30 protein-coding genes are annotated in these 20602 nt (G+C 68.0%); 26 read left to right on the top strand and 4 right to left on the bottom strand.

Going from position 1 to position 20602, the window contains the following annotated elements:
- The 15 genes from AC3A6X_RS27245 to AC3A6X_RS27175 all read left to right on the top strand — a co-directional run.
- On the top strand, positions 1-83 hold an 83-nt coding region (locus tag AC3A6X_RS27245; RefSeq protein WP_487836420.1), incomplete at its 5' end, for an EF-Tu C-terminal domain-related protein.
- Positions 84-103: 20 nt separating this feature from the next.
- A complete protein-coding gene (rpsJ, locus tag AC3A6X_RS27240) occupies positions 104-418 on the top strand; it encodes a 30S ribosomal protein S10 (protein ID WP_106560600.1) in 315 nt (104 codons plus the stop codon).
- A gap of 256 nt (positions 419-674) precedes the next feature.
- A complete protein-coding gene (locus AC3A6X_RS27235) occupies positions 675-2156 on the top strand; it encodes a hypothetical protein (RefSeq protein WP_487845078.1) in 1482 nt (493 codons plus the stop codon).
- Positions 2157-2200: 44 nt separating this feature from the next.
- Positions 2201-2683, top strand: coding sequence for a hypothetical protein (locus tag AC3A6X_RS27230; protein ID WP_487845070.1), 483 nt, complete (start codon positions 2201-2203; stop codon positions 2681-2683).
- Positions 2684-2867: 184 nt separating this feature from the next.
- On the top strand, positions 2868-3539 hold the full coding sequence (gene rplC / locus AC3A6X_RS27225; RefSeq protein WP_106560603.1) for a 50S ribosomal protein L3: 672 nt from the start codon (positions 2868-2870) through the stop codon (positions 3537-3539).
- Between the two features lie 12 nt (positions 3540-3551).
- Complete coding sequence (gene rplD, locus AC3A6X_RS27220; protein WP_309899992.1) at positions 3552-4172, top strand: 50S ribosomal protein L4; 621 nt, start codon at positions 3552-3554, stop codon at positions 4170-4172.
- A 5-nt stretch (positions 4173-4177) separates the two neighbouring features.
- Positions 4178-4504 carry a 50S ribosomal protein L23 gene (gene rplW, locus AC3A6X_RS27215; RefSeq protein WP_181360687.1) on the top strand — a complete coding sequence of 109 codons (327 nt, stop codon included), beginning with the start codon at positions 4178-4180 and terminating at the stop codon, positions 4502-4504.
- 2 nt (positions 4505-4506) lie between these two features.
- Positions 4507-5331: a 50S ribosomal protein L2 gene (rplB, locus tag AC3A6X_RS27210; protein WP_028250945.1), complete on the top strand. Its 825-nt coding sequence runs from the start codon at positions 4507-4509 to the stop codon at positions 5329-5331.
- Between the two features lie 11 nt (positions 5332-5342).
- Positions 5343-5621 carry a 30S ribosomal protein S19 gene (gene rpsS / locus AC3A6X_RS27205; RefSeq protein ID WP_062478874.1) on the top strand — a complete coding sequence of 93 codons (279 nt, stop codon included), beginning with the start codon at positions 5343-5345 and terminating at the stop codon, positions 5619-5621.
- Positions 5622-5630: 9 nt separating this feature from the next.
- On the top strand, positions 5631-5963 hold the full coding sequence (gene rplV, locus AC3A6X_RS27200; RefSeq protein ID WP_019657678.1) for a 50S ribosomal protein L22: 333 nt from the start codon (positions 5631-5633) through the stop codon (positions 5961-5963).
- Between the two features lie 15 nt (positions 5964-5978).
- A complete protein-coding gene (rpsC, locus tag AC3A6X_RS27195) occupies positions 5979-6887 on the top strand; it encodes a 30S ribosomal protein S3 (protein WP_106560606.1) in 909 nt (302 codons plus the stop codon).
- Between the two features lie 28 nt (positions 6888-6915).
- Positions 6916-7332 (top strand): 50S ribosomal protein L16, encoded by a 417-nt coding sequence (gene rplP, locus AC3A6X_RS27190; RefSeq protein ID WP_068674864.1) that lies wholly within the window; start codon positions 6916-6918, stop codon positions 7330-7332.
- 57 nt (positions 7333-7389) lie between these two features.
- Positions 7390-7593, top strand: coding sequence for a 50S ribosomal protein L29 (gene rpmC / locus AC3A6X_RS27185; RefSeq protein WP_106560633.1), 204 nt, complete (start codon positions 7390-7392; stop codon positions 7591-7593).
- 9 nt (positions 7594-7602) lie between these two features.
- Positions 7603-7872, top strand: a complete 270-nt coding sequence (gene rpsQ, locus AC3A6X_RS27180; RefSeq protein WP_106560607.1) for a 30S ribosomal protein S17 — start codon at positions 7603-7605, stop codon at positions 7870-7872.
- Between the two features lie 75 nt (positions 7873-7947).
- Entirely contained in the window at positions 7948-8454 is a 507-nt protein-coding gene (locus tag AC3A6X_RS27175; RefSeq protein ID WP_309975044.1) for a peroxiredoxin, read from the top strand.
- A gap of 12 nt (positions 8455-8466) precedes the next feature.
- Here the strand turns inward: AC3A6X_RS27175 and AC3A6X_RS27170 are convergent, their stop codons facing one another.
- Both AC3A6X_RS27170 and AC3A6X_RS27165 read right to left on the bottom strand, forming a co-directional pair.
- Entirely contained in the window at positions 8467-9057 is a 591-nt protein-coding gene (locus AC3A6X_RS27170; protein WP_487845069.1) for a GNAT family N-acetyltransferase, read from the bottom strand.
- The gene (locus tag AC3A6X_RS27165) at positions 9054-9767 is read right to left on the bottom strand and encodes a cytochrome b/b6 domain-containing protein (protein WP_487845068.1); all 714 of its coding nucleotides are present in this window, start codon (positions 9765-9767) and stop codon (positions 9054-9056) included. The genes AC3A6X_RS27170 and AC3A6X_RS27165 overlap by 4 nt, the downstream gene beginning before the upstream one ends.
- A 156-nt stretch (positions 9768-9923) precedes the next feature.
- Between AC3A6X_RS27165 and AC3A6X_RS27160 the strand changes: the two genes are divergently transcribed.
- Complete coding sequence (locus AC3A6X_RS27160; RefSeq protein WP_487845067.1) at positions 9924-10370, top strand: c-type cytochrome; 447 nt, start codon at positions 9924-9926, stop codon at positions 10368-10370.
- A gap of 43 nt (positions 10371-10413) precedes the next feature.
- Here AC3A6X_RS27160 and AC3A6X_RS27155 read toward each other — a convergent pair whose 3' ends face one another.
- Positions 10414-10911 carry a TlpA disulfide reductase family protein gene (locus AC3A6X_RS27155; protein ID WP_309975034.1) on the bottom strand — a complete coding sequence of 166 codons (498 nt, stop codon included), beginning with the start codon at positions 10909-10911 and terminating at the stop codon, positions 10414-10416.
- A gap of 112 nt (positions 10912-11023) precedes the next feature.
- On the opposite strand from AC3A6X_RS27155, the gene AC3A6X_RS27150 reads away from it, so the two are divergent.
- The 10 genes from AC3A6X_RS27150 to AC3A6X_RS27105 all read left to right on the top strand — a co-directional run bounded on the left by AC3A6X_RS27150 (position 11024) and on the right by AC3A6X_RS27105 (position 19693).
- Complete coding sequence (locus tag AC3A6X_RS27150) at positions 11024-11572, top strand: hypothetical protein (RefSeq protein WP_487845066.1); 549 nt, start codon at positions 11024-11026, stop codon at positions 11570-11572.
- Complete coding sequence (locus AC3A6X_RS27145) at positions 11569-12816, top strand: MFS transporter (protein ID WP_487845065.1); 1248 nt, start codon at positions 11569-11571, stop codon at positions 12814-12816. The genes AC3A6X_RS27150 and AC3A6X_RS27145 overlap by 4 nt, the downstream gene beginning before the upstream one ends.
- Positions 12813-13268 carry a PTS sugar transporter subunit IIA gene (locus AC3A6X_RS27140; RefSeq protein ID WP_106560615.1) on the top strand — a complete coding sequence of 152 codons (456 nt, stop codon included), beginning with the start codon at positions 12813-12815 and terminating at the stop codon, positions 13266-13268. Before AC3A6X_RS27145 ends, AC3A6X_RS27140 begins: the two co-directional genes overlap by 4 nt.
- Positions 13237-13506 carry an HPr family phosphocarrier protein gene (locus AC3A6X_RS27135; protein WP_106560616.1) on the top strand — a complete coding sequence of 90 codons (270 nt, stop codon included), beginning with the start codon at positions 13237-13239 and terminating at the stop codon, positions 13504-13506. Before AC3A6X_RS27140 ends, AC3A6X_RS27135 begins: the two co-directional genes overlap by 32 nt.
- Positions 13507-13578: 72 nt before the next feature.
- Positions 13579-15390: a phosphoenolpyruvate--protein phosphotransferase gene (gene ptsP, locus AC3A6X_RS27130; protein WP_487845064.1), complete on the top strand. Its 1812-nt coding sequence runs from the start codon at positions 13579-13581 to the stop codon at positions 15388-15390.
- A gap of 101 nt (positions 15391-15491) precedes the next feature.
- Positions 15492-15956: a Spy/CpxP family protein refolding chaperone gene (locus AC3A6X_RS27125; RefSeq protein ID WP_487845063.1), complete on the top strand. Its 465-nt coding sequence runs from the start codon at positions 15492-15494 to the stop codon at positions 15954-15956.
- 79 nt (positions 15957-16035) lie between these two features.
- On the top strand, positions 16036-16422 hold the full coding sequence (locus AC3A6X_RS27120; RefSeq protein WP_487845062.1) for a DUF4260 domain-containing protein: 387 nt from the start codon (positions 16036-16038) through the stop codon (positions 16420-16422).
- Positions 16423-16537: 115 nt separating this feature from the next.
- Positions 16538-17224, top strand: a complete 687-nt coding sequence (locus tag AC3A6X_RS27115; RefSeq protein ID WP_106560635.1) for a response regulator transcription factor — start codon at positions 16538-16540, stop codon at positions 17222-17224.
- Positions 17221-18519: a HAMP domain-containing sensor histidine kinase gene (locus AC3A6X_RS27110; RefSeq protein ID WP_487845061.1), complete on the top strand. Its 1299-nt coding sequence runs from the start codon at positions 17221-17223 to the stop codon at positions 18517-18519. The genes AC3A6X_RS27115 and AC3A6X_RS27110 overlap by 4 nt, the downstream gene beginning before the upstream one ends.
- A 130-nt stretch (positions 18520-18649) precedes the next feature.
- Positions 18650-19693 carry an NADP-dependent oxidoreductase gene (locus tag AC3A6X_RS27105; protein ID WP_487845060.1) on the top strand — a complete coding sequence of 348 codons (1044 nt, stop codon included), beginning with the start codon at positions 18650-18652 and terminating at the stop codon, positions 19691-19693.
- Between the two features lie 9 nt (positions 19694-19702).
- Here AC3A6X_RS27105 and AC3A6X_RS27100 read toward each other — a convergent pair whose 3' ends face one another.
- Positions 19703-20554, bottom strand: coding sequence for a DMT family transporter (locus AC3A6X_RS27100; RefSeq protein WP_487845059.1), 852 nt, complete (start codon positions 20552-20554; stop codon positions 19703-19705).
- Positions 20555-20602 lie beyond the last annotated feature (48 nt).

Here is a 20602-nt window from a genome sequence, read left to right as displayed (position 1 = left end):
TGGAAGAAGGCCTGCGCTTCGCCATCCGCGAGGGCGGCCGCACCGTGGGCTCGGGCGTCGTGGCGAAGATCCTCGACATCTGATCGAACGCAAAGGAATCACCATGGCTGCCAAGCAAAAAATCCGCATCCGCCTGAAGGCGTTCGACTACAAGCTGATCGACCAGTCGGCTGCCGAGATCGTGGACACCGCCAAGCGCACCGGCGCGATCGTCAAGGGCCCCGTCCCCTTGCCGACCCGCATGAAGCGTTTCGACATCCTGCGTTCGCCGCACGTCAACAAGACGAGCCGCGACCAGTTCGAGATCCGCACGCACCAACGCCTGATGGACATCGTCGACCCGACCGACAAGACCGTGGACGCGCTGATGAAGCTCGACCTGCCGGCCGGCGTGGACGTCGAGATCAAGCTGCAGTAAAAAAGCCATACCGGCTTTGTAGGAATAGGCCCGCCCGCGGAAGCGCTGGTGGGCTTATTTTTTGACTTGTGAATGTGGCATCCTTCGCCGACGGCGATCGGCCGGGCATGGACGCTCTGGGGGGTGAGAGATCATGAAGACTTGGTTCCTGCGGAGCTCGGCAGTCGTCGCCGTAGTCGTGCTCGGCGCATGCGGCGGTGGGGGTGGCGGCGGCGGCGGCTTCTTCCCGATCACGGGCTTGCCGGGCGCAACGACGGTGGCGTTGAACGGCAACGTGACTTTCGATTCGGTGCCCAACACCACCGGTGCGCTGAATTACGGCGCCATGAGCGCCAAGCCGGTTCGTGGCGCCGTCGTCGAAGTCCTCGATGCCAACGGCGCCGTGCTGACCAGTACGGCCACCGATGGCAACGGCGCTTATTCGGCTACCGTGCCCGCCAACACGACCGTCAGTGTGCGCGTCAAGGCCCAGCTTCTGCAGACCGGCTCGGGGGCGAACTGGGACGTCAGCGTGCGCGACAACACCCAGAGCGACGCTCTTTACTCGATGGCCAGCGAGAGCTTCCCTACCGGTGGCGCGGCGGTGACGCGTAACGTCCACGCACCCTCCGGCTGGAACGGCTCGAGCTACGGCTCGACCCGCGTGGCCGGACCGTTCGCAGTGCTCGACACCGTCTACGCAACCCAGGCCAAGGTCCTGTCGGTTGCATCGAGCACGGCGTTCCCGCCGCTGCGCGTCTTCTGGAGCGTCAACAACGTACCGGCTTCCGGCAACCCGGCGCTGGGTCAGATCGGAACGACCTTCTTCACCAGTTCGACCGCGACGGGTGCGGTGCGTGCCATCTACGTGCTGGGCAAGGAGAACGTCGATACCGACGAGTACGACAACTCGGTGGTCGCGCACGAATGGGGGCACTACTACCAGTCGGCCTTCAGCCGCGACGATTCGCCCGGTGGCAGCCATTCCTTGAGCGAACTGCTGGATCGGCGCCTGGCTTTCTCGGAGGGCTGGGGCAACGCGTGGTCGGGCATCGCCCTGGCGCGCAGTAACTACACCGATTCGACTGGCGCAAACCAGGCCCTGGGATCCAACCTCGATCTGGCCACGGGGACGACGTCCAATTCCGGCTGGTTCCGCGAGGCCTCGATCCAGTCCATCTTCTGGAACCTCAACAACCAGGTCGGCTTCAAGCCGATCCACGACGCACTCACCGGCTCCTTCAAGACGGGCACGGCGGTGACCTCGATTCATCCCTTCTCCGTGGCCTTCAATGCCGCGGCACCTGGGAGTGCCTCGGCGCTGAACGCACTGCTGGTTGGACAGGGCATCGCGGTACCGAACAACCAATTCGCCGATAACGAGACGAATGGTGGTGGACTCGGCAGCTTCGCTCTCCCCATGTACAGGACGGCGACGCTGGGCGTCGGCACGCAGGCTTGCGTGACGAACCAAGTCGATCCGGGCCGTGCCGGCAACAAGCTCGGCAGCTACGCCTACTTGCGCTTCACCGCCCCGGCGCAGCGCAATTACAGCGTCACGATTGCGGTCACAGGCGGGACTCCCGGCACGGACCCGGATTTCGTGGTCTACCAGGGGCGCCGCGCAGGGCAGGGGCTCTCCACGGTCGTGGGCAGCGAATCGGGCGCTGTCAGCCTGTCCACGGGCGAGGCCGTTCTGGTGCTCAACGATTTCAACAACACGTCGGCGAACACATGCTTCACCGTCACCATCAACTAAGGAGCACAGCCATGCGTGCATCTCGCAGCCTCGGAGCCGTCGTCATGGCGGCGCTGGCCATGGGTGTGTCCTTGCAGGCCTGCGCGCACAACGCGAAGCCTGGACAGGCCGCTTCCACGGGGATGACGGCCGCACCCGTGAAGCCGGGCGGCTCGGGCATCGCCGTTCAGTACCGCATCGACGGCACACCGCAGGCCGGTAGCGCCGTCCCGGTCGTGCTGAGCTTCGACGGCGTCAGCGATCCTGCCGGTGGCACAGTCAAGCTGACGGCCGACGGCGGCCTGACCATCGGCGGCTCGGCCGGCCCGCACGCCTTGCCGGCCGGAAAGGCCTCGACCCTGACCGTTCAGGTCATTCCGGACGCCGACGGCACCGGCTACCTGCATGTGTTCACCACCCAGAACGGCGCGACCAGCGCGACCTCGATCACTGTCCAGGTGGGCAAGGCGCCTTCCGCCATGCCCGCCAGCAGCGGGCTGAAGCAGACGACCGAAGGTGACAAGATCATCTCCATGCCGGTGAAGTGATGAGCCCGGCTGGCCAGGCTGGCCGGTGGGTTGCGCACTCGGACTTTTGCGGGCTATAATCTCCGGCTCTGCCCAACTTGCGCCTTCCGGGTGCCTCTTGGCGCAGAGCTTTATTAACCTTCTTCCGCATACCAAACGCTGTCGCCAATTGAAGTGGCAGCGGCGGGAGTTTTGGAGAAAAACCATGAGTCTGAGCAACTCCCTCGGGTTGCTGGGCCGCAAGGTGGGGATGATGCGTCTCTTCACCGATGACGGGGATGCCGTTCCCGTCACGGTAGTGGATGTGTCCAACAACCGTGTGACCCAGATCAAATCCCAAGAGACCGATGGCTACGTCGCACTGCAAGTGACGTTCGGCTCGCGCAAGGCGTCGCGCGTTACCAAGCCCGAAGCGGGCCATCTCGCCAAGGCTGGCGTCGAAGCCGGCGAAATCATCCAGGAATTCCGCGTCACCGCCGATGCGGCCGCCCAGCACAAGGCTGGCGGCGCCATCGCCGTGAGCAGCGTGTTCGCGGTGGGCCAGAAGGTCGACGTGCAGGGCACCTCGATCGGCAAGGGCTACGCCGGCACCATCAAGCGCCACAACATGAGTTCGCAGCGCGCCTCGCACGGCAACAGCCGTTCGCACAACGTGCCGGGTTCCATCGGCATGGCGCAGGACCCGGGCCGCGTGTTCCCGGGCAAGCGCATGACGGGCCATCTGGGCGACGTCACCGTGACGACCCAGAACCTCGACGTGATCCGTATCGACGAAGCGCGCCAGCTGCTTCTGATCAAGGGCGCAATTCCCGGTGCCAAGGGTGGCTTCGTCACCGTGCGCCCGGCCGTCAAGGCCAAGGCCGCGCCGGCGGCCTAAGGAGCAAAAGAAATGCAACTCGAACTCCTGAACGAACAAGGCCAGGCCGCGTCCAAGTACGACGCACCCGAGACCGTGTTCGGCCGTGACTACAACGAAGACCTGGTCCACCAGGTCGTCGTCGCCTACCAGGCCAATGCCCGCCAGGGCACGCGCGCCCAGAAGGACCGCGAGCAGGTCAAGCACTCGACCAAGAAGCCGTTCAAGCAAAAGGGAACGGGCCGCGCCCGTGCCGGTATGACTTCCTCGCCGCTGTGGCGCGGGGGCGGCCGCATCTTCCCGAACATGCCTGACGAGAACTTCTCGCAGAAGATCAACAAGAAGATGTACCGCGCCGGCATGGCGTCCATCTTTTCGCAGCTCGCCCGCGAAGGCCGCGTGGCCGTGGTCGACTCGATCAAGGTCGACTCGCCCAAGACCAAGGCGCTGGCTGCCAAGTTCAAGGCGATGAACCTCGAGTCCGTGCTCGTGATCGCCGAAGAAGTCGACGAGAACCTGTACCTGGCTTCGCGCAACCTGGTGAACGTGCTCGTGGTCGAGCCGCGTTACGCCGATCCGGTGTCGCTGGTCCACTACAAGAAGGTGCTGGTCACCAAGGGCGCCGTCGACAAGCTCAAGGAGATGTTCGCATGAGCCGCATGAATCCCACGCCTCAGCAGCGTCAGTTCGACGAAGGTCGGCTGATGAACGTGCTGGTCGCACCGATCGTGTCCGAGAAGGCCACGATGGTCGGCGAGAAGTCGAATGCAGTCACTTTCAAGGTGTTGCAGGACGCCACCAAGCCCGAAATCAAGGCGGCCGTCGAACTGATGTTCAAGGTCGAAGTGAAGGGCGTGTCGGTGCTCAACACCAAGGGCAAGACCAAGCGCTTTGGCAAGTCGGTCGGCCGCCGCGACAACGTTCGCAAGGCCTACGTGACGCTCAAGGCTGGTCAAGAGCTCAACCTGGTCGGGGAAGGCGCTTAATCATGGCCGTCATCAAGATGAAACCCACTTCGCCGGGCCAGCGCGGCGCGGTGAAGATCTCGCGGGACCACCTGTACAAGGGTGCGCCGCACGCAGCGCTTCTGGAGCCCCAGTTCCAGAAGGCCGGCCGCAACAACAACGGCCACATCACGACCCGCCACAAGGGCGGCGGCCACAAGCACCACTATCGCGTGGTGGACTTCGTGCGCAACAAGGACGGGATCCCGGCCAAGGTCGAACGCATCGAGTACGACCCGAACCGCACCGCCCACATCGCGCTCGTGTGCTACGCCGACGGCGAGCGCCGCTACATCATCGCCCCGCGCGGCCTGGAAGCTGGCGCGACGCTGCTGAGCGGCTCGGAAGCGCCGATCCGCGCCGGCAACACGCTGCCGATCCGCAACATCCCCGTGGGTTCCACGATCCACTGCATCGAGCTGCAGCCCGGCAAGGGCGCGCAGATCGCCCGCTCGGCCGGCACCTCGGCCACGCTGCTGGCCCGCGAAGGCGTCTACGCCCAGGTCCGCATGCGGTCGGGCGAAGTGCGCCGCGTGCACGTCGAATGCCGCGCGACCATCGGTGAAGTCGCCAACGAAGAGCACAGCCTGCGCCAGCTCGGCAAGGCCGGCGTGAAGCGCTGGATGGGTATCCGCCCGACCGTTCGCGGTGTGGTGATGAACCCGGTCGATCACCCGCACGGCGGCGGCGAAGGCAAGACCGGCGAAGGCCGCCATCCTGTCGATCCCTGGGGCAATCTCACCAAGGGTTATCGCACCCGCAACAACAAGCGCACGCAGGTCTTCATCGTGTCGCGTCGCAAGAAGTAAGGGACAGCACAATGACTCGCTCTCTCAAGAAAGGTCCCTTCGTCGACCACCACCTGGTGGCCAAGGCCGACAAGGCTGTGACGAACAAGGACAAGAAGCCGATCAAGACCTGGTCGCGTCGCTCGATGGTCCTGCCCGAGTTCATCGGCCTGACCATCGCCGTGCACAACGGCAAGCAGCACGTGCCTGTCTACATCACCGACCAGATGGTCGGCCACAAGCTCGGCGAATTTGCGCTCACGCGCACGTTCAAGGGGCACCCCGCGGACAAGAAAGTCCAGAAGAAGTAAGGAACGACCATGTCTGAAACACGTGCAGTCCTCCGCGGCGTCCGCCTCTCGGTCGACAAGGGCCGTCTGGTCGCCGACCTGATCCGCGGCAAGAAGGTCGATCAGGCGCTCAACATCCTGCAGTTCACGCAGAAGAAGGCCGCCGTGATCGTGAAGAAGGTGCTCGAGTCGGCCATCGCCAACGCCGAGCACAACGACGGTGCCGACATCGACGAGCTGAAGGTCAAGACCATCTACGTCGAGCAAGGCGCCACGCTCAAGCGCTTCACCGCGCGCGCCAAGGGCCGCGGCAACCGCATCAGCAAGCCGACGTGCCATGTGTACGTGACGGTCGGCAACTAAGAAGGCTGGAAGAATATGGGACAGAAGATCCACCCCACCGGCTTCCGCCTCTCGGTGAGCCGCAACTGGTCCAGCCGCTGGTACGCGAGCAACCGCGACTTCGCGGGCATGCTGGCCGAAGACATCAAGGTGCGCGAGTACCTGAAGAAGAAGCTCAAGAACGCGTCCGTGTCGCGCGTGCTGATCGAGCGCCCCGCCAAGAACGCCCGCATCACGATCTACTCGGCACGTCCGGGCGTGGTGATCGGCAAGAAGGGCGAGGACATCGAGAACCTGAAGCGCGAGCTGGGCAAGCAGCTGGGCGTGCCGGTCGCCGTGAACATCGAGGAAGTGCGCAAGCCTGAAATCGATGCACAGCTGATCGCCGACAGCATCACGCAGCAGCTCGAGAAGCGCATCATGTTCCGCCGCGCCATGAAGCGCGCCATGCAGAACGCCATGCGTCTGGGTGCCCAGGGCATCAAGATCATGTCGGCTGGCCGCCTGAACGGCATCGAAATCGCTCGTACCGAGTGGTACCGCGAAGGCCGCGTGCCGCTGCACACGCTGCGCGCCGACATCGACTACGGCACCTCGGAAGCCAAGACCACCTACGGCGTCATCGGCGTCAAGGTCTGGGTCTACAAGGGCGACACGCTGGGCCGCAACGACCTGCCGGTCGTCGAGACCCCGCGTCCCGAAGAAGAGCGTCGCCCGCGTGGCCCGCGCCGTGACGGCCGCCCCGGCGACCGTCCGGGCTCGGACCGTCGCGGCCCCCGCGCCGGTGCCCGCGGCCCGATGGGCGGCAATGTCGCCCCGGCCGATGGCAGCGACAAGCCCGCCGAAGCTACCGGCGCACAGCCGGGTGCAGACTCGAAACCCGCCGTTAAGCGCGTCCGCAAAGCCGCGCCCGCTGCAGCAGCGGACGGCTCCAAGACCGAGTGATCGGTCTTAGAACTACGGAGTAAGAAACATGCTGCAACCTGCACGCAGAAAGTTCCGCAAGGAACAGAAGGGCCGCAACACCGGCATCGCGACCCGCGGCAACGCGGTGTCCTTCGGTGACTTCGGCCTCAAGTCGATCGACCGCGGCCGCCTGACGGCGCGCCAGATCGAAGCCGCCCGTCGCGCGATCTCGCGTCACGTCAAGCGGGGTGGCCGCATCTGGATTCGCGTGTTCCCCGACAAGCCGATCTCCACCAAGCCCGCAGAAGTGCGGATGGGTAACGGCAAGGGCAACCCCGAGTACTACGTGGCCGAAATCCAGCCCGGCAAGGTGATCTACGAGATCGTCGGTGTGCCCGAGGAACTCGCCCGCGAAGCGTTCCGCCTGGCTGCCGCCAAGCTGCCGCTGCGCACCACCTTCGTCGCGCGCCAGCTCGGCGCCTGATCGAGGAGAACACTCATGGCAACACGTAAGACGAAGGACGCGGCGGCTACGGCCAAGGTGTCGAAAGCCGCAACGCTGCGCGACAAGGACGTCGCCGCGCTGCAGACCGAAATCAAGGATCTGCAGAAGGCCCATTTCGGCCTGCGCATGCAGAAGGCCACTCAACAGCTGTCGAACACAGCCACGCTGCGCGTCACCCGTCGTGACATCGCACGTGCCAAGACCATTCTTGCGCAGAAGCAGCAAGAAGCCGCCAAGTAAGGAGCGAACATGACGGAAGCTAAAAAATCCCTCAAGCGCACCCTGGTCGGCAAGGTGGTCAGCGACAAGCGCGAGAAGACCGTGACGGTGCTCGTCGAGCGCCGTGTGAAGCACCCGATCTACGACAAGATCGTGATCCGCTCGAGCAAGTACCACGCCCATGACGAAAAGGGCGAGTACAAAATGGGCGACATGATCGAGATCACCGAGAGCCGGCCGATCTCCAAGTCGAAGAACTGGGTGGTGACCCGCCTGGTCGAGAAGGCCGTGCTGGTCTGATCGCACAGCGGCAACGCAGCCACAGCGAAAGCGGCCCACAATGTGGGCCGCTTTTCTTTTTCAGGAGCACTTTCCATGATCCAAGTCGGTGACACCCTTCCTTCCGCAACCCTGCAGGAGTATTCCGAGGTCGAAGGCGAGGGCTGCAGCATCGGGCCCAACCCGGTCGACGTGAGCAAGGCCGCGGCGGGCAAGACGATCGCCATCTTCGGCCTGCCCGGCGCCTTCACGCCGACCTGCTCGGCCAAGCATGTTCCGGGCTATGTACAGAACCACGAGGCGCTCCAGGCCGCCGGCGTGGACGAGATCTGGTGCGTGAGCGTCAACGACGCCTTCGTGATGGGCGCCTGGGCGCGCGACCAGAAGACCGGCACCAAGGTGCGCATGCTGGCCGACGGCAGCGGCGCATTCGCAAACGCGACCGGCCTGACGCTGGACCTGACGGCCCGCGGCATGGGTGTGCGCAGCAACCGCTATTCGATGCTGGTGAAAGATGGCAAGGTCGCCACGCTCAACGTCGAAGGGCCCGGCAAGTTCGAGGTCAGCGACGCCGAGACGCTGCTCAAGCAGGCGCGCGGCTGAGCGCGCCCCGCCTCAGAGCTCCACCTTGAGGTAGTGCGCCCCCGCGATGGGGTTGTGGTAGTAGGGCGGCACCTCGACGAAGCCCAGGTCTTCGTAGAGGGCCCGGGCCGATTCCATGTCGTCCAGCGTGTCCAGCAGCACGCAGGCATAGCCGGCGCCACGCGCCGCGTCCAGCATGGCCTCCGCCATCTGGCGGCCGAGCCCGAGGCCGCGGAAGGCGGGACGGACGTAAAGCCGCTTCATCTCGGCGGCGTTGGGATAGTCGGCCGTGTCCAGGGGCCGCAGCGCGCAGCACCCGGCCACATAGGCCATACCGCCCTGTGCGCGCCGGATGATCGGTGCGTCGATCGGCGGGGCGACCGCATCCCGGCGCTCGGCGTCCGCCAGCGCCAGCAGCAGCGCGCCGCGCGGCTCGGCATAGTCCCCGGGCAGCGTGGCCAGCTCTTCGTCGAAGTTCTGGAAGCACAGGTCGATGCCCAGCGAGGCGGCGTAGTCCCTGAAGATCGCGCGCGTCGCCTCCAGTTCGTGCGCGTCGTCGGGCGTCACCAGCACGATGTCTGGCGTACCTTCCAGCGGAAGCGGCCGGGAGACGGAAAAACTCATGCCCTGAGCGACGCGATCCACGCCGCGAAGGCGGCGCAGGCCGCGAACACCACCAAAGCCAGCAGGCGCGACGCGGCGTCGTCGCGGCTCGGCGCCGCGCGGCCGTCCACGACCAGCTTGTCGCCGGAGATCATCGGCCCCACCAGTCGACGGCGCTTGATCGCCACATAGAAGAGCACCGCCAGCACGTGCAGGCTCACCAGCGCGATCACGATCCACTTGCCGAACAGGGTGTGCCAGCCCGTGGCGAGGCTCACCGTCGCGCCCGAGACGAAACGCGTGAGCGGCCCCGCCGACATGACTTCGTCGTCGGCCACCAAGCCAGTTGCTACCTGCAGCGTCAGGATCGCCAGCAGCGCGAACACCGAGAAGGCGCCCAGCGGGCTGTGCCCGATGAGATGGTCCGGATGCGGGCGCCCGCGCAAGTAGTTCATCACCGAGCCGGGCGAATAGGCGAAGGCGGCGAAGCGCGACCAGCGCCCGCCCACAAACCCCCAGATCACGCGAAAAAGCAGCAGCGAAAGCACCGTGTAGCCGATCCGGAAGTGCCACTCCATCACGCCACCGAAGCCGGTCGCCAACTGGCCGATCACCGCAACCGTGAGCGCCCAGTGAAACACGCGTGTCGGCAGGTCCCACACACGCGTGCGGATCGCGCTGGCGTCGCCCAGGCTCGCGGGGCGCGTGGCGGACTCAAGGACGGGGGGCATCGAGGGGGTGGGCGCGAAGCGTCGGAAGGCGCAGATTAGCAAAGTCGGCGTCGCCGCGCCTACGGGTTGTCGCTATGCATGGGGCGCCGTCACCCGCCCCTAAACTGCCCCGCGCCGCCAGTTCGCGGCGCCGCTCCCCTACAACAAGGAATCACGATGAATCGCTTTGCCTCGTTGACCCTGGCCGCGGCCGGCGCCGTGCTGTGCCTGCCGGCCCTGGCCCAGTTCGCCAAGACCGAAGACGCCATCAAGTATCGCCAGAGCGCGATGTTCATCCAGAACTATCACATGAGCCGCCTGGGCGCCATGGCCAGCGGCCGCACGCCCTACGACGCCGCGAGTGCGACGGCGAACGCCGAGGTGGTGGCGGAGATCTCGAAGCTGCCGTGGATCGGCTTCGGCCCCGGCACGGAAGGCGGCAAGGCCAAGCCGGAGATCTGGAAGGAGCAGGCGAAGTTCAAGGAGCTCAACGAGAAGCTCGTTGGTGAGACCGGCAAGCTCCTCGTCGCGTCGAAGGCCGGCAACCTGGACGCACTCAAGGCCTCGGTTTCGGCCGTGGGCGAGACCTGCAAGTCCTGCCACGACACGTTCCGCGGCAAATGAAAGCGCAACGGGCGCTGTTGAATGACACCGCCCCACCGTCGGCCTACGCTTCGGCCAGCAGCTTCTCGATCAACCGGTGCAGCTCGGCAAAGTCGGGCTCGCCCACGTAGCGCTTCACGATCTCGCCGCGCTTGTTGACGATGTAGGTGGTGGGCGTCAGCTTCACGTCGCCCCAGGCCTGGGCCACCGCGCCGGTGTTGTCGATGGCCACCTTGAAGGGCAGCTTGCGCGTTTGCGCGAAGTTCACCACGTAGCTGGGCGGGTCGTAGCTCATGGCCACCGCCAGCGTGTCGTAGCCGCGGTCCTTGTACTTGTCGTAGGTGGCGATCACCTTGGGCATCTCGGCCACGCAGGTGACGCAGCTGGTGGCCCAGAAATTCACCAGGGTGACCTTGCCCTTGAGATCGTCCGTGCTCTTCTTGCTGCCGTCGAGCAGCACGAAGGTCGAGGCCGGCGCGGCCGACACGCCCGTGTCGAGGTACACGCCGACGCCGACAGCCAGGGCGATGGCGATTGCGACGGCGGGGACGAGTTTTTTCATGGGGCAACGGTGGAGCGAAGCGGGGCGATTTTAGTTCCGTCGAGGGGGCCGCGCCTGCCAGAGGGCCATCCGCGGCTGGGCGCGCGGGAGGCGGTTCGATAATCGGCCTCCGATGCCCCTTCCGTTCCGTCTCCGATGGGCGCCGGTCGTCGTCCTCACAGCGGCGCTCGGCGCTTGCAGCCCCGTCTTCAACTGGCGCGAAGTCCCGATCGCGGACGACGGCCTGGTCGCGCTGCTGCCGTGCAAGCCCGACCACGCCACGCGCAACCTGCCCCTGGGCGGCGGCAGCGCATCGGTGGCCGTCGACATGACCGGCTGCGAGGCCGGCGGCGCCACCTTCGCAGTGGCCCATGCCAGCGCCGAAGACGCGGCCCAGGCCGACGCGTGGATGCGCGCCTGGCGCGCCGCCACCCGCAGCCAGCTGGCCGGCGCCGCGATCGTCGAGACGCCGGCCACGCTCCCCCGAGCCGCGGGCTCCCCGGCGCCGGTGCGTTTCGACCTGCCGCAGCAGCAAGGCGCGGGCGGCCCGGCGCCTGCCCATGTGCTCTGGTTCGCCCAGCAACGGGCCGGCAAAGTGGCCCTCTACCAGGCGACCGTGCTGGGCCGCCCCGAATCGGCCGAGGCACCGGGCGTCTTCTTCGAGGGGCTGCGGCTCCCATGAACGGCTTGCTCACGGGCTTTGGCCGCGGCGTGGCGGTCTTCCTGGCCTTTGCCTTCGCCTACTTCCTCTCCACGCTGATCCGCGCCATCACCGCCACCCTATCGCCCACGCTGACGGCGGAATTCGAGCTGCACGCGCGCGACCTCGGCCTGCTGGCCGGCGGCTACTTCCTGGGCTTCGCCTTCACCCAGCTGCCCATGGGGACCTGGCTCGACCGCCATGGCCCCAAGCGCGTGATCCTGTGCTTCCTGGCGGCGGCCGTTGCAGGCTGCCTGCTGTTCTCGGCGGCGACCCAGTTCTGGGCGCTGATGGCGGCACGTGTGCTCACCGGGGTGGGCGTCAGCGCCTGCCTGATGGCGCCCCTGACCGGCTACCGGCGCTGGTTCGACCCGCGCTTGCAGCTGCGCGCCAACTCCTGGATGCTGATGGCCGGCTCGCTCGGCCTGGTCGGCGCCACGCTGCCCGTGCGCTGGCTGATGCCCATCACGGGATGGCGCCCGCTGTTCTGGTTGCTGGCGGCCGGGCTGCTCGTCGCCATGCTGTTGATCGCCTGGGCCGCGCCCGCCTGGCGCAACGGCGGCGCCGGGACGGCCCCCGAATCGACCCCGGACGGCGGTTATGCCGTCGTATGGCGCGATCCCTTCTTCCGCAAACTCACGCCGATCGGCTTCTTCAACTACGGCGGCTTCGTCGCCATGCTGACGCTGTGGGTCGTTCCCTGGCTCATCCGGGTGGCCGGCTACGCGCCGGACGAGGCGGCCGATGCGCTGTTCCAGATCAGCATCGCGATGCTGCTCACCTACTGGCTGTGGGGCGTCGCCAACCCCTGGTTCGTGCGCCGCGGCATCCCCGCCGACCGGCTGATCGCCTGGGGCCTGCCGTTCAGCATGCTGGCACTGGCCGTCATCCTTGTGCTCGGTCCCGCCGCGGGCACGCTGGCCTGGATGGTCTTTCTCTGCGGTTCCACCGTCGTCGCCCTGGCCCAGCCCGCCGTTGCCATGGCGCTGCCCCCGGCCCTGGCCGGACGGGCGCTCTCGGCGTACAACCTCGTGGTGTTTCTCGGCGTTTTCGTCGTCCAGTGGGGCGTCGGCCTGCTGGTCGACCTGTTTGGCCGTGCCGGCTTCGATGCGCCGGGCGCTTTCCAGGGCGCGCTGGGGCTGTTCCTGGGATGCTGTTTGTTATCTTATTTCTACTTCCTTTGGGCGCCCCCGCATAATCGACGAACCCGCCTCCGACCCGCATGAACAGCATCTTCATCGTCGCCCACTCGCCGCTTGCCCAGGCGCTGCGGCAGTGCGCGCTGCATGTGTTCCCCGACAGCGAGTCCTCGATCGCGGCGCTGGACGTGCTGCCCAACGTGTCGCCCGACGAAACCCTGGCCGCCGCGCGCATCACCCTGGCCCAGTTGCAGCACACGCCGCGCTCGCAGGTGCTGGTGCTGGCCGACGTCTTCGGCGCCACCCCTTGCAACGTGGCGCAGAAGCTGGTCGACGGCGTGCGTTCGCGGCTGGTGGCCGGCGTCAACCTGCCGATGCTGCTGCGTGCCGTAAGCTACCGCAATGAACCGCTGGAAACGCTGGTGCAGCGCGCGCTCACCGGCGGCACTGCGGGCGTGATGCAGGTGGCGGTGGCGGCGCCCCAGAACCAGGCAAGAAGAAAGCACAGTGATCAAGACATCCGTGACCATCAGCAATAAGCTGGGCCTTCATGCGCGGGCCTCGGCCAAACTCACCAAGATCGCGGGCAGCTATCCATGCGAGGTCTGGCTGGCGCGCGGGGACCGCCGCGTCAATGCCAAGAGCATCATGGGCGTGATGATGCTGGCCGCGGGCATCGGGGTGACGGTGGACGTCGAGACGGACGGCGAGCAGGAGCAGGAGGCGCTCGACGCCATCGTCGCATTGATGAACGACAAGTTCGGGGAGGGCGAATAGAGATGGTTCACCCCCAGGCTTTCTCACCTTCGATCAGCGCGCTGCCCGCGCTTTTTTCCTGAAAGTGCAGGCATGACCTTCGCTGTCCATGGCTTGCCTGTCGCCCGTGGCATCGCCATCGGACGCGCGGTGCTCGTGGTCTCGAGCCGCATCGACGTGGCGCACTACTTCATCAAGCCGGAAGAGGTCGAAACCGAGATCGACCGCGTGCGCATCGCGCGCAACGCGGTCGCCGAGGAACTGCAGAAGCTGCAGGCCAGCGTGGCGCTGATGGGCCCCAACGACGCGCCGCACGAGCTCGCCGCGCTGCTCGAGGTGCACCTGATGCTGCTGCAGGACGAGGTGCTCACCAGCGGCGTCAAGCACTGGATCGTCGAGCGTCTCTACAACGCCGAGTGGGCGCTGACCACCCAGCTGGAGGTGGTCGCGCGCCAGTTCGACGAGATGGAGGACGAGTACCTGCGCGAGCGCAAGGCCGACCTCGAGCAGGTGGTCGAGCGCCTGCTGCACCGCATGAAGGGCACGGCCGCAGTGCTGGCGCCCACGCCGCCGCGGCGCAAGCGCACCGCCGAGGACGACGAGAGCGATCCCACCGCCCGCGACGCCATCGACGCCCCGCTGGTGCTGATCGCCCACGACCTCTCGCCGGCCGACATGCTGCAGTTCAAGAAGAGCGTGTTCGCCGGCTTCGTCACCGACGTGGGCGGGCGCACCTCGCACACCGCGATCGTCGCGCGCAGCATGGACATCCCGGCCGTGGTCGGCGCGCGCAGCGCCAGCCAGCTGGTGCGTCAGGACGACTGGGTCATCATCGACGGCGATTCCGGCGTGGTGATCGTCGATCCCTCGCCCATCATCCTGGCCGACTACGGCTTCAAGCAGCGCCAGGGCGACCTGGAGCGCGGGCGGCTGGCGCGCCTGCGCCACAAGCCGGCCGTCACGCTCGACGGCCAGAAGGTCGACCTGCTCGCCAACATCGAGATGCCCGAGGACACGCTGGGCGCCGTCAAGGCCGGCGCAGTCGGCGTCGGCCTGTTCCGCAGCGAGTTCCTGTTCATGGGCCGCGAGGCCCAGCGCCTGACCCGCCTGCCCGACGAGGAAGAGCAGTACCAGGCCTACCGGCGGGCCATCGAGGGCATGCAGGGCATGCCGGTCACCATCCGCACCATCGACGTCGGCGCCGACAAGCCGCTGGACGGCCGGGCCGTGCGCGACGACGAGGCGCACCTCAACCCCGCGCTCGGCCTGCGCGCGATCCGCTGGAGCCTGGCCGACCCCGCGATGTTCCTGACCCAGATCCGCGCCATCCTGCGGGCGGCGGCGCATGGCGAGATCCTGATGCTGATCCCCATGCTCGCGCACGCCAGCGAGATCCGCCAGACGCTGGCGCTGATCGACTTCGCGCGCGCCGAGCTCGACAACCGCGGCGTGGTCCACGGCAAGGTCAAGCTGGGCGCCATGATCGAGGTGCCGGCCGCGGCGCTGACGCTCAAGATCTTCCTCAAGCACTTCGACTTCCTGTCGATCGGCACCAACGACCTGATCCAGTACACCCTGGCCATCGACCGCGCCGACGAATCGGTGGCCCATCTCTACGACCCGGCCCATCCGGCCGTGCTGCGCCTGGTCGCCGAGACCATCGCCGAGTGCCAGCGCCAGGGCAAGGGCGTCAGCGTGTGCGGCGAGATGGCCGGCGACGTCGCCTTCACGCGCCTGCTGCTGGGCATGGGCCTGCGCAGCTTCTCGATGCACCCCTCGCAGATCCTCGCGGTCAAGCAGGAGGTGCTGCGCGCCGACACGAGCAAGCTGGGCGCCTGGACGCAGCAGGTGCTCGAGGCCGACGACCCGGCCGCCCTGCTGGCGCCGGCGGCCGCGCCGCAATAAAACGAAACACGCCGAAACTGCCGCGAAAGGACTTCGCGGCCGCCGGCTCGCACCATCGAGTCTCCCTGATCGATCCCGATCGCACTGCAAGGAAGACTCTCATGAAACCCTGGTTCAAACGTTCCCTCTTCGGCTTTGCCGGCGCGGCGCTGCTCGCCGGCAGTCTGGCCGGCTGCTCAAGCTATCGCCACGGCTGGGGCGGCGGCTCCGAGCAGGACCGTGCCGAATTCCGCGCCCGCATGGTCGAGCGCGTGGGCAGCAAGCTCGAACTCGATGCCACGCAGAAGCAGAAGCTCAACGTGCTGGCCGAGAAGATCCAGGCTCAGCGCCAGGCGCTGCGCGGCGGCGGCGACCCGCGCGCAGAATTCCGGGCCCTGTTCGCCGGCGCCAAGCTCGACCAGGAGCGCGCGAGGAAGCTGGTCGAGGACAAGACGGCCACGATCCAGTCCGGCAGCCCCGAGGTGATTGCAGCCGCCGCCGACTTCTTCGACAACCTGAATCCCGCGCAGCAGCAGAAGGTGCGCGAGTTCATGGACCGCGGCCGCCGTTGGCATCGCCATGGCTGATCTCTTTGCACCGCGGCTCCAGGCCGCGAGGGCCACGAACCCGCCGTGAGCGCGGCCGGCCACCGACGCCCGAAACGCCTTGCCCGGCGCCACGCTGGGCGGCGTGCGCATCCTGCTGCGCCTCGAAGGCCTGGCCGTGCTCGCAGCGGCGGTGGCTGGCTACATGCACCTGGGCGCCGGCTGGGGTGCCTTCGCCATGCTGTTCCTGCTGCCCGACCTGAGCTTCCTCGGCTACCTGGCCGGCTCGCGCGCGGGCGCCATCGCCTACAACGCGGCGCACTCGTACATCGGCCCGGTCGCCCTGCTGGGGCTGGGCCTCGCCGGCGACATGCCCGCCGCGCTGGCCCTGGGGCTGATCTGGAGCGCGCACATCGGCCTGGACCGCGCCCTGGGCTACGGTCTCAAGTACGGCAGCGAATTCGGCGCCACCCACCTCGGCCGCATCGGCCGCGCCGACCCATGGTGAGCCCCGCGCCGCACGACAGCGCCGGCCTGCGGATCCACCGGCCGTTCTTCGCGCTGCGATGGCGGCCGGCCTGATCATCAGCCTGCTCTTCGCCGGTAGGCACAATCGCACTCGCATGCCCCGCATCCTGCTGATCGACGACGACGAGCACCTGGCCGCGCCGCTGGCGAGCTACTTCGCGCGCTTCGACTGCGTCCTGGAGAGCGCCCAGCGCCCCAGCGAGGGCCTGGCCAAGCTGCGGGCTCACGCCTACGACGCCGCCATCCTCGACGTCATGCTGCCCGAGATGGACGGCTTCGCGCTGTGCCGCGAGATCCGCAAGGAGAGCGACATCCCGATCGTGATGCTGACCGCCCGCGGCGACGTGATGGACCGGGTGGTCGGCCTCGAGCTCGGCGCCGACGACTACCTGCCCAAGCCCTTCGAGCCGCGCGAGCTGGTGGCGCGGGTGCAGACCATCCTGCGCCGCCAGCGCGCCGTGCCGGCCGCGGCGCCCGCGCAGCGCCGGGTGTTCGAGGGCCTCTCGATCGACCTCGATCGGCGCGAGGTACTGCGCCAGGGCGAGCGCGTGGAGCTCACCGGCACCGAGTTCGAGCTGCTGGCCCTCTTGGCCGACCCGCCCGGCAAGGTCTGGAGCCGCGACGACATCCTGAACCGCCTGCGGGGCCACGAGGCCGAGCTCTACACCCGCGCCGTCGACATCGTGGTGAGCCGCCTGCGCAAGAAGCTGGAGCCGCTGGACTGCATCAAGACCCTGCGCAACGCCGGCTACATGCTCGCGGTCGGCAAGAGCGATCCGTGAACCCTGCTCGCCGGCATCCGCACCGCCACTGGCGCCACCGCTGGCGGCATTCGCTGCGCCTGCGGCTGATCACCGTCTTCGTGCTGCTCGCCATGGCGATGGCGGCGGTCTTCCTGGGCGGCATGCAGCGCGCCTTCTCCACCGGCTGGCGCGAGGCGGCGCAGCCGCTGGTGGGCGACTACATGGATCGCCTGGTGGCCGAGCTCGGCACGCCGCCCGACGTGGCGCGCGCCGAGGCGCTGGTCACGCGGCTGCCGATCTCCATCCGCATCGAGGGCCCGGTGGTCAACTGGGACTCGCATCCGCAGCGCCGCTGGCGCAGTTACGGGCCGAGCCGAGGCGACTGGCTCACGCGCAGCAGCGCCGACGGCCATCGCGTGACTTTCGGGCTCGGCACCCTGCCGTGGCAGCGCGAGCCGCACGGCATCGGCTGGATCACGCTGGCGCTGCTGCTGGCCCTGATCGTCATCGCCTACGCCTATGTGCGCCGTCTGCTGAGGCCGCTGGACGACATCCGCGCGGGCGCCGAGCGCTTCGGCCGCGGCGCCTTCGACCAGCCGATCCCGCTGCGCCGGCGCGACGAGCTGGGCGACCTGGCGCAGCGCATCAACACCATGGCGCACGACATCCAGGGCATGCTGGACGCCAAGCGCGCGCTGCTGCTGGCGCTGAGCCACGAGCTGCGTTCGCCGCTCACGCGCGCGCGCCTCAATGCCGAGCTGCTGCCCGCCACGCCCGAGGGCGAGGCCGAGCGCGCCGCGCTTCTGCGCGACCTGGCCGAGATGCGCGACCTGATCAGCGACCTGCTCGAAAGCGAGCGCCTCGCCAGCCCGCACGCGGCGCTGCAGCGCGAGCCGGTCGACCTGGCGGCGCTGGTTCGCGAGGTGGTGGCCGAGCATCCCGAGGGCGGGCGCGTCGTGCTCGACATCGGCGACGGCCTGCCTGCCTTGGCGGTGGACCGTCTGCGCATCCGCCTGCTGGTGCGCAACCTGCTCGAGAACGCGCTGCGCTACGGCGGCGATGCGCCCGAGCCGCCGCGCATCGCGCTGCGCGCGGCGGGGCAGGGCGGCATCGCGCTGGAGGTGCGCGACTTCGGGCGCGGCGTCGATGCCGAACAGCTCGAGCATCTGACCGAGCCCTTCTACCGCACCGACAGCGCCCGCCAGCGCGCCACCGGCGGGGTCGGGCTGGGCATGTACCTCTGCCGCCTGGTGGCCGAGGCGCATGGCGGCACGCTCACGGTGCGCAACGCCCAGCCGGGCCTGGCGGTCAGCGCCGTGCTGCCTGGCGCCTGAACTCGCTCGGGCTGCCGCCCGTGTGCGCCCGCAGCAATGCCTCTTCCGGGCTGTCGCCTGCGCTACCGCCGCGCCTCCCGGCCGGGGCTACGATGCCTCCCCCGTACATCCCCAGGCAGGAGACATTTCCATGAGCAGCACCCTCAGCAATCGCCAGGTCCGCCTCGCCAAGCGCCCCGAAGGCGCGGCCACCCGCGACAACTGGCAGTTCACCACCGAGCCGGTCGGCGAACCGGCCGAGGGCGGCGTCCTGGTCAAGACCCTGTCGCTCTCGCTCGACCCCGCGATGCGCGGCTGGATGAACGAGGGCAAGAGCTACATCCCGCCGGTCGAGATCGGCGCCGTCATGCGTGCCGGCGGCGTCGGCCGCGTGATCGCCTCGCGCAACCCGGCCTTCGCGGCCGGCGACACCGTCTACGGCATGCTGGGCGTGCAGGAATACATCCTGATCCCGCAGGAAGACATCAAGCGCAACGGGCTCGTCAAGATCGACCTGCGCGCCGGCTCCATCACCCAGTGGCTCAACGTGCTGGGCATGCCGGGCATGACCGGCTACTTCGGCCTGATGGACATCGGCGAGCCCAAGCCCGGCGAGACCGTGGTGGTCTCGGGCGCTGCCGGCGCAGTCGGCCAGACGGTGGGCCAGCTGGCCAAGATCAAGGGCTGCCGCGCGATCGGCATCGCCGGCGGCCAGGAGAAGTGCGACTGGGTGGTGAAGGAGCTGGGCTTCGACGCCTGCATCGACTACAAGGCCGGCCCCTCGGCCGTGCGCGATGGCCTCAAGACGCACTGCCCCAAGGGCATCGACATCTACTTCGACAACGTCGGCGGCGAGATCCTCGACGCCGCGCTGGCCCGGCTCGCCCGCGGCGCGCGCATCATCATCTGCGGCGCGATCAGCCAGTACAACAACGCCAACAGCGCGCCCGCGCAGGGCCCCAAGAACTATCTGAGCCTGCTGGTGAACCGGGCGCGCATGCAGGGCATGGTGGTGTTCGACTACGCCGACCGCTACCCCATCGCCGTGGCCGAGATGGCGACCTACCTGAAGGACGGCCGCATGAAGAGCCGCGAGGACGTGGTCGAGGGCATCGACACCTTCCCCGAGGCGCTGACGCGGCTGTTCACGGGGCAGAACTTCGGCAAGCTGGTGTTGGAAGTGGCGAAGGACTGAGCCAGGCCGTCAAGCCCGGATCCGCGACCCCATCACCGCCGCCGACAGGATCAGGAACGCCGCCAGCGCGATGGTCCAGCTCAGCGGCCGCTGCGTGACCAGCATCAGCAGGGCCGTCGAGGCCAGCGGCGTGATGTAGCTCAGGATGCCGATCTGCCGCGCGTCGCCGCGCTTGAGCGCCATGTCCCAGAGGAAGAAGGCCGCGCCCAGCGGCCCCAGGCCGCACAGCGCGACCAGCAGCCAGTCGCGCGCCGAGAGCGACGCCTGCGGTTCCAGCAGCGCATGGCAGGCGAGCGCGAGCACGCCCGACACCAGGCCGAACAGCCCGATGGCGGTGGTCGGGAAGGCGGCCACGCGCTTCGTCCACAGCGAATAGCTGGCCCAGATGAAGGCCGAGCCCAGCGCGGGCAGGAAGCCCCAGTAGCCGGCATCCGTGGCCGACGGCCCGGCGTTGCGCGCGCCGAGGATCGCGATCGCGGCGCCCGCGAAGCCCAGCAGCGCTGCCACCAGATGCAGCGGGCGCAGCGACAGCCCCGGCAGCAGCGCCGGCGCCAGCACGACCATGAAGAGCGGCCACAGGTAGTTCACCAGGTTGGCCTCGACGGGCGGTGCATGGCGCAGCGCAATGAAGAGCAGGAAGTGGAAGCCGAACAGGCCGTAGATGCCCAGCGCGAGCGTGCGCGCCGGCACGGCCCAGGCCTGGCGGTTGCGCAGCACCGCCGGCCAGCTCATCACGCTGCCGATCATCAGCGCGAGCCCGGTCAGGAGGAAGGGCGGCAGGTGCGAGAGCGACGTGCCCAGCGAGGCGAGCGTGCCCCAGAGGGCGATGGCGGCGAGGGCGTACAGCGTGGCGGCGGACATGCGCCCGAGCTTAAGTGGCGGGCTCGTCGCGAAACGACGGCGCATCGT

It is taken from the genome of Variovorax sp. Soil_C_12 (assembly GCF_057657375.1).
The sequence above is the reverse complement of the archived record's forward strand: the minus strand, read 5'-3'. Positions and strand labels throughout refer to the sequence as shown.